Annotated in this window: 6 protein-coding genes; all 6 read left to right on the top strand. The window is 60.1% G+C overall.

What is annotated here, in order from left to right; translation table 11 throughout:
* Window positions 1-202: 202 nt before the first annotated feature.
* The 6 genes from KGB20_RS22240 to pgi all read left to right on the top strand — a co-directional run bounded on the left by KGB20_RS22240 (window position 203) and on the right by pgi (window position 6,577).
* A complete protein-coding gene (locus KGB20_RS22240) occupies window positions 203-1,603 on the top strand; it encodes a polynucleotide adenylyltransferase PcnB (RefSeq protein WP_056728631.1) in 1,401 nt (466 codons plus the stop codon).
* Window positions 1,604-1,606: 3 nt separating this feature from the next.
* On the top strand, window positions 1,607-2,092 hold the full coding sequence (gene folK, locus KGB20_RS22245; RefSeq protein ID WP_150813462.1) for a 2-amino-4-hydroxy-6-hydroxymethyldihydropteridine diphosphokinase: 486 nt from the start codon (window positions 1,607-1,609) through the stop codon (window positions 2,090-2,092).
* A 364-nt stretch (window positions 2,093-2,456) separates the two neighbouring features.
* On the top strand, window positions 2,457-3,257 hold the full coding sequence (gene panB / locus KGB20_RS22250; protein WP_057713273.1) for a 3-methyl-2-oxobutanoate hydroxymethyltransferase: 801 nt from the start codon (window positions 2,457-2,459) through the stop codon (window positions 3,255-3,257).
* The gene (gene panC / locus KGB20_RS22255) at window positions 3,254-4,114 is read left to right on the top strand and encodes a pantoate--beta-alanine ligase (RefSeq protein ID WP_154862187.1); all 861 of its coding nucleotides are present in this window, start codon (window positions 3,254-3,256) and stop codon (window positions 4,112-4,114) included. Before panB ends, panC begins: the two co-directional genes overlap by 4 nt.
* Window positions 4,115-4,308: 194 nt before the next feature.
* Window positions 4,309-4,689: an aspartate 1-decarboxylase gene (gene panD / locus KGB20_RS22260; RefSeq protein ID WP_003228271.1), complete on the top strand. Its 381-nt coding sequence runs from the start codon at window positions 4,309-4,311 to the stop codon at window positions 4,687-4,689.
* Window positions 4,690-4,912: 223 nt separating this feature from the next.
* Window positions 4,913-6,577 (top strand): glucose-6-phosphate isomerase, encoded by a 1,665-nt coding sequence (gene pgi, locus KGB20_RS22265; protein WP_150813464.1) that lies wholly within the window; start codon window positions 4,913-4,915, stop codon window positions 6,575-6,577.
* The last annotated feature ends 87 nt before the right edge of the window (window positions 6,578-6,664 follow it).

The following is a 6,664-nucleotide window of genomic DNA, read 5'->3' on the forward strand; positions in this document are numbered from 1 at the left end:
AAACCAAAAATAAAAATAGAGCATGCAACTACTTCTTGGGGAGCTTCGGCTCCCCTTGTGGTTTCTGCGATCCCCCCATACCCGCTCCTACATCTCATATCTGCTGTCTCCTACACCATCCCCCGACTAAATGCTAGAATCCCCGCCCATCATGCGGTCATTCTTCTGTTATGGCCGAATATTCCTTCAAACAGTGCATCCCATGCTGAAGAAGCTGTTCCAGTCATTCCGTTCTCCCAAGCGTCCTACGCAACACATTCGCAGCACGCCTGAAGTGCTCAACAGCGGCCAACACTCGCTGCAGAAGGCGCAATTCAGCCGTTACGCGGTGAATATCGTTGAACGCCTGCAGAACGCCGGTTATCAGGCTTATCTGGTTGGCGGTTGCGTGCGCGACATGCTGCTGGGTATCACCCCGAAAGATTTCGACGTTGCCACCAGCGCCACACCCGAGCAGGTACGGGCCGAATTCCGTAACGCGCGAATCATCGGGCGCCGGTTCAAACTGGTGCACATCCACTTCGGCCGCGAAATCATCGAAGTCGCGACCTTCCGCGCCAATCACCCGCAAAACGAAGACGAGGAAGACAGCAACCAGTCTTCGCGCAACGAAAGCGGGCGCATCTTGCGCGATAACGTTTACGGCACCCTGGAAGAGGACGCGCAACGTCGCGACTTCACCATCAATGCCTTGTATTACGATCCGGTCAGCGAACGCATCCTCGACTACGCCAACGGCGTACACGACATCCGCAATCACCTGATCCGCCTGATCGGCGATCCGACGCAACGCTACCAGGAAGACCCGGTACGGATGCTGCGGGCCGTGCGTTTCGCCGCCAAGCTGAACTTCGGCATCGAAAAACACAGCGCCCTGCCTATCCGCGGCCTGGCGCCGATGCTGCGCGAGATCCCGTCGGCTCGTCTGTTCGAAGAAGTGCTCAAGCTGTTCCTCTCCGGCCATGCCGCCGACACGTTTGAAATGCTGGTCGACCTGCAGTTGTTCGATCCACTGTTCCCGGCCAGCGCCGAAGCACTGGAATACAACCCGACGTACACCCACACCCTGATCAGCGAAGCCCTGATCAATACCGACCTGCGGATCAAGCAGAACAAACCGGTGACCCCGGCGTTCCTGTTTGCAGCCCTGCTCTGGCCTGCCCTGCCGGCCCGCGTCCTGCGCCTGCAGGAGCGTGGCATGCCGCCGATTCCGGCGATGCAGGAAGCGGCGCACGAACTCATTGCCGAGCAGTGCCAGCGCATTGCGATTCCGAAACGCTTCACCATGCCGATCCGCGAAATCTGGGACATGCAGGAACGCCTGCCCCGCCGCAGCGGCAAGCGTGCCGATCTGTTGCTGGACAATCCGCGCTTCCGCGCCGGCTACGACTTCCTGCTGCTACGTGAAAGCGCCGGCGAGCAGACCGATGGCCTGGGCGAATGGTGGACGGACTATCAGGACGCCAACGAAAGCGAGCGTCGCGACATGATTCGCGACCTCAGCGGCAAGGACGAAGGCACCGGCGCCCCGCGCAAGCGTCGCCGCAGCGGTGGTTCCAAGCGCAAACGCGCTGCCGGCGCTTCGAGCACCACGGGCGAGTAATCCATGGAACGCATCTACATCGGCATGGGCAGCAATCTGGCTGACCCCGCCGAACAATTGCGCAGTGCCGTCGAAGCGCTGGCGCAGTTGCCGCAATCGGAGTTGGTCGGGGTTTCTGCGTTTTACCAAAGTGACTCGCTTCTGCCCGGCCAACCGCGTTACACCAATGCAGTCGCCGCTCTCGACAGCACACTGGCGCCGCTGGATCTTCTGGATGCCTTGCAGGCCATCGAAAACGGCCAGGGTCGCGAGCGTCTTGAGCGCTGGGGGCCACGCACGCTAGACCTCGACATCCTGCTGTTCGGTGATCGCCTGATCGACGAACCGCGCCTCAAGGTTCCCCATTACCACATGCAGGAACGGGCCTTCGTGTTGTACCCGCTGGCGGAACTGGCACCTGCGGATCTGCACTTGGCCGATGGCCGGAACTTGGCCGAACTGCTCAAGGCATGCCCGTTCGTCGGCCTGGAACGCCTCCTCCCGACGTGACACAAATACCCTGTGGGAGCGGGCTTGCTCGCAAAAGCGGTGTATCAATCAACATTAATGTTGAATCTGATGCGCCCTTCGCGAGCAAGCCCGCTCCCACATTGGTTTTGTGTCGCGCACAAGATCTGCTGCTGAATCGCATCAGTTACCCCGGTAACACCCCACCCGTAACAATGCGGTAACACACGCAATTGACTTCCCTCGTTCTCCTCACGACTATAGGCGTCCCGCTGCCGCCTACACGGCGTTCAAGGGCGCAATCCAGGCCTTAAAAGCACGACGAAAGAGCGTGCGCCTGTATTCAACGAAGAATCACGCGCGTTACTCGCAGTAGTTTTCACAGCGCCTGAATGAGGAACTTTTCATGCCAGCCATCACCCTGACCACCCTGCAAGGTCTGAAGCAAAAAGGTGAAAAAATCACCATGCTGACCTGCTACGACGCGACCTTCGCCCACGCCTGCAATCAGGCCGGCGTCGAAGTGCTGTTGGTGGGCGACTCCCTCGGCATGGTTCTGCAGGGCCACGACAGCACCTTGCCTGTCACCACTTCGGAAATGGCTTACCACGTGGCCGCCGTCAAACGCGGTAACAGCGATGCCCTGATCCTCGCCGACCTGCCTTTCATGGCCTACGCCACCACCGAGCAAGCCATGACCAACAGCGCCCTGTTGATGCAGGCCGGCGCGCACATGGTCAAGGTCGAAGGAGCGTTGTGGCTGGCCGACTCGATCCGCCTGCTGGCCGAGCGCGGCATCCCTGTCTGCGCGCACATGGGCCTGACGCCACAGTCGGTGAACATCCTTGGCGGCTACAAGGTCCAGGGTCGCAATGAAAACCAGGCGCGTCAGATGCGCGCCGACGCGATCGCCCTGGAGCAGGCTGGCGCGGCAATGCTGCTGCTCGAGTGCGTCCCGAGCGAACTGGCGGAAGAAATCACCCAGGCGGTGAAGATTCCGGTGATCGGTATTGGCGCCGGCAATCGCACCGACGGCCAGGTGCTGGTTCTGCACGACATGCTGGGCCTGTCCATTACCGGTCGCGTGCCGAAATTCGTGAAAAACTTCATGACTGGCCAGACCAGCATTGACGCTGCATTGAATGCCTACGTGACTGAAGTCAAGGCGGCAACTTTCCCTGGGATCGAACACGGATTCTCTGCATGAACACCGTAAAAACCGTACGCGAACTGCGGGCCGCCGTGGCCCGAGCCCGTGGCGAAGGCAAACGCATCGCCTTTGTGCCAACCATGGGCAACCTGCACAGTGGCCACGTGGCACTGGTGACCAAAGCCTCCCAACGGGCGGACTTCGTGGTGGCGAGCGTTTTCGTCAACCCGCTGCAATTCGGTGCTGGCGAAGACCTCGACAAGTACCCGCGCACCCTCGCCGCCGACCAGGAAAAACTGCTCCAGGCCGGTTGCCATTTGCTGTTTGCCCCCACCGTTGACGAAATGTATCCCGACGGCATGGCCGGCCAGACCCGCGTCAGTGTCCCGCAATTGTCCGAAGGTCTGTGCGGCGCCAGCCGTCCGGGGCATTTCGAAGGCGTGGCGACTGTGGTCAGCAAGCTGTTCAACATGGTCCAGCCGGACCTGGCGATTTTCGGCGAGAAAGACTTCCAGCAACTGGCGGTGATTCGCGCGCTGGTTCATGACCTGAACATGCCGATCCAGATCATCGGTGAGCCCACTGTTCGCGCAACCGATGGCCTGGCGCTGTCGTCGCGCAACGGCTTCCTCAGTGAAGAGCAACGCGCTCTGGCACCGGTGGTTTATCGCACGCTGAATGCGATCGGCGAAGCGATCAAGCAGGGCGAACGCGACTACCCGGCGCTGATCGGCACCCAGATCAAACAGCTCGAAGCAGCCGGCCTGCGTCCTGACTATCTGGAAATCCGCCATGCCCTGACCTTGCGCCCGGCGACGGCGCAGGATCGTGACCTGGTGATTCTGGTGGCGGCGTTCCTCGGTACGACGCGGTTGATCGACAACCTGCACCTGAACCTCGACGCGCCAATCTAAACACTGCAATACCCTGTGGGAGCGGGCTTGCTCGCGAATACGGTCTGTCAGCTGACACATACCTCGACTGACGCAACGCCTTCGCGAGCAAGCCCGCTCCCACATTCGATCTGCGGCAGTTTCCACACCTTATTGCTGCCTCTCAAGCCATCGGGCAAACTGCTCGCCGTTCGATTCCGACCTGGGAAATACTCATGCACGCCATCATGCTCAAAGCCAAGCTGCATCGCGCCGAAGTCACCCACGCTGTACTCGATTACGAAGGCTCCTGCGCCATCGACGGTGAATGGCTGGACCTGTCCGGCATTCGTGAGTACGAGCAGATCCAGATCTACAACGTCGACAACGGCGAGCGCTTCACCACCTACGCCATCCGTGGCGAAGAAGGTTCGCGCATGATCTCGGTCAACGGCGCCGCTGCCCACAAGGCCAAGGTCGGTGATCGCGTGATCATCTGCGCTTACGCTCATTACAGCGAAGCTGAACTGCTCAACTTCAAGCCACGCATGCTCTACATGGCACCGGGCAATGAACTGAGTCACACCAGCAATGCCATTCCGGTCCAGGTTGCCTGATACGAGTCTTGCCTCTTCCGTTTGTCGGTCCTTTCCTAACTTCGATGTTAAAAAGTACCGGAAACAGGTCAGACAAAGTCAAGACAGATCATTGCGCGGGGTTTACTGTAGTCGCCCTGCGCCATGAAATCGTGTCGACGCAGTTGACCGGAACGCCCACCCACAGCGCTCCGGGATTTTTAGTGTTCAAAAGGCCGTTCAAGTAATAAGGAAACCCGCAGCGATGGCGTATTACCGCACTCCTCACGACGTTACCGCTCTGCCCGCCTGGCAAGCGTTGAATGACCACCGCCAAGCCATGCAGGATTTCAGCATGCGCGAAGCCTTCAATGCCGATCCGCAGCGCTTTACTCAATTCACCCTCAGCAGCTGCGGCCTGTTTCTCGACTACTCGAAAAACCTGATCAACGCCGAGACCCGCAATCTGCTCGTGGGCCTGGCCAACGAAGTCGACCTCAAGGGCGCGATCAAGTCGCTGTTCGATGGCGAAATCGTCAACTCTTCCGAAGGTCGTCCGGCCCTGCACACGGCACTGCGCCGCCCGGTTGGCGACAAGCTGTCGGTCAATGGCGTCAACGTGATGCCGGAAGTGCACAAGGTACTGAACCAGATCACCGACCTCGTCGGCCGTATCCACGACGGTCTGTGGCGCGGTTACACCGAGAAGCCGATCACTGACGTGGTGAACATCGGCATCGGCGGCTCCTTCCTCGGCCCGGAACTGGTATCCGAAGCCTTGCTGTCCTATGCCCAGAAAGGCGTGCGTTGCCATTACCTGGCAAACATCGACGGCAGCGAGTTCCACGAACTGACCATGAAGCTTCGCGCCGAGACCACGCTGTTCATCGTCTCGTCGAAATCCTTCAACACCCTCGAAACCCTGAAGAACGCCCAGGCTGCCCGTGCCTGGTATCTGGCCCAGGGTGGTTCGGAAGCAGAGCTGTATCGCCACTTCATCGCGGTATCGAGCAACAACGCCGCCGCGGTAGCGTTCGGCATCCGCGAAGAGAACATCTTCCCGATGTGGGACTGGGTTGGCGGGCGTTACTCGCTGTGGTCGGCCATTGGTCTACCGATTGCCCTGGCCATCGGCATGTCCAACTTCAAGGAGCTGCTGTCCGGTGCCTACACCATGGACCAGCACTTCCTGACCGCGCCGTTCGAACAGAACATGCCAGTGCTGCTGGCCTTGCTCGGCGTGTGGTACGGCAACTTCTGGGGCGCGCAGAGCCACGCGATCCTGCCGTACGATCACTACCTGCGTAACATCACCAAGCACTTGCAACAGCTGGACATGGAATCCAACGGCAAGAGCGTGCGCCAGGACGGCAAGCCCGTGTCCACAGACACCGGGCCGGTAATCTGGGGCGGCGTCGGCTGCAACGGTCAGCACGCCTACCACCAGTTGCTGCACCAGGGCACCCAATTGATCCCGGCCGATTTCATCGTGCCGATCGTCAGCTTCAACCCAGTGTCCGACCACCACCAGTGGCTGTACGCCAACTGCCTGTCCCAGAGCCAGGCGCTGATGCTCGGCAAGACCCTTGCCGAGGCCGAAACCGAACTGCGTGACAAAGGCATGAGCGAAGCCGAAGTGCAAAAGCTTGCACCGCACAAAGTCATCCCGGGCAACCGTCCGAGCAACACCCTGGTGGTCGAGCGCATCAGCCCGCGTCGCCTCGGCGCTCTGGTGGCGATGTACGAACACAAAGTCTTCGTGCAAAGCGTGATCTGGGGCATCAACGCCTTCGACCAGTGGGGCGTGGAACTGGGCAAGGAGCTGGGCAAAGGCGTCTACAACCGCCTGGTCGGCAGCGAAGAAACCCCGGCCGAGGACGCCTCGACCCAAGGGCTGATCAATTACTTCCGTGGTCGTCACCGCGGATAAACTGAACAAACCTGCTACCCCCTGTGGGAGCGGGCTTGCTCGCGAAAGCGGTCTGACATTCAACGATGATGGTGAATGTCAGACCGC

Origin of the sequence: Pseudomonas sp. BF-R-30 (assembly GCF_019956175.1) — a bacterium.
GTDB lineage: Bacteria > Pseudomonadota > Gammaproteobacteria > Pseudomonadales > Pseudomonadaceae > Aquipseudomonas > Aquipseudomonas jessenii.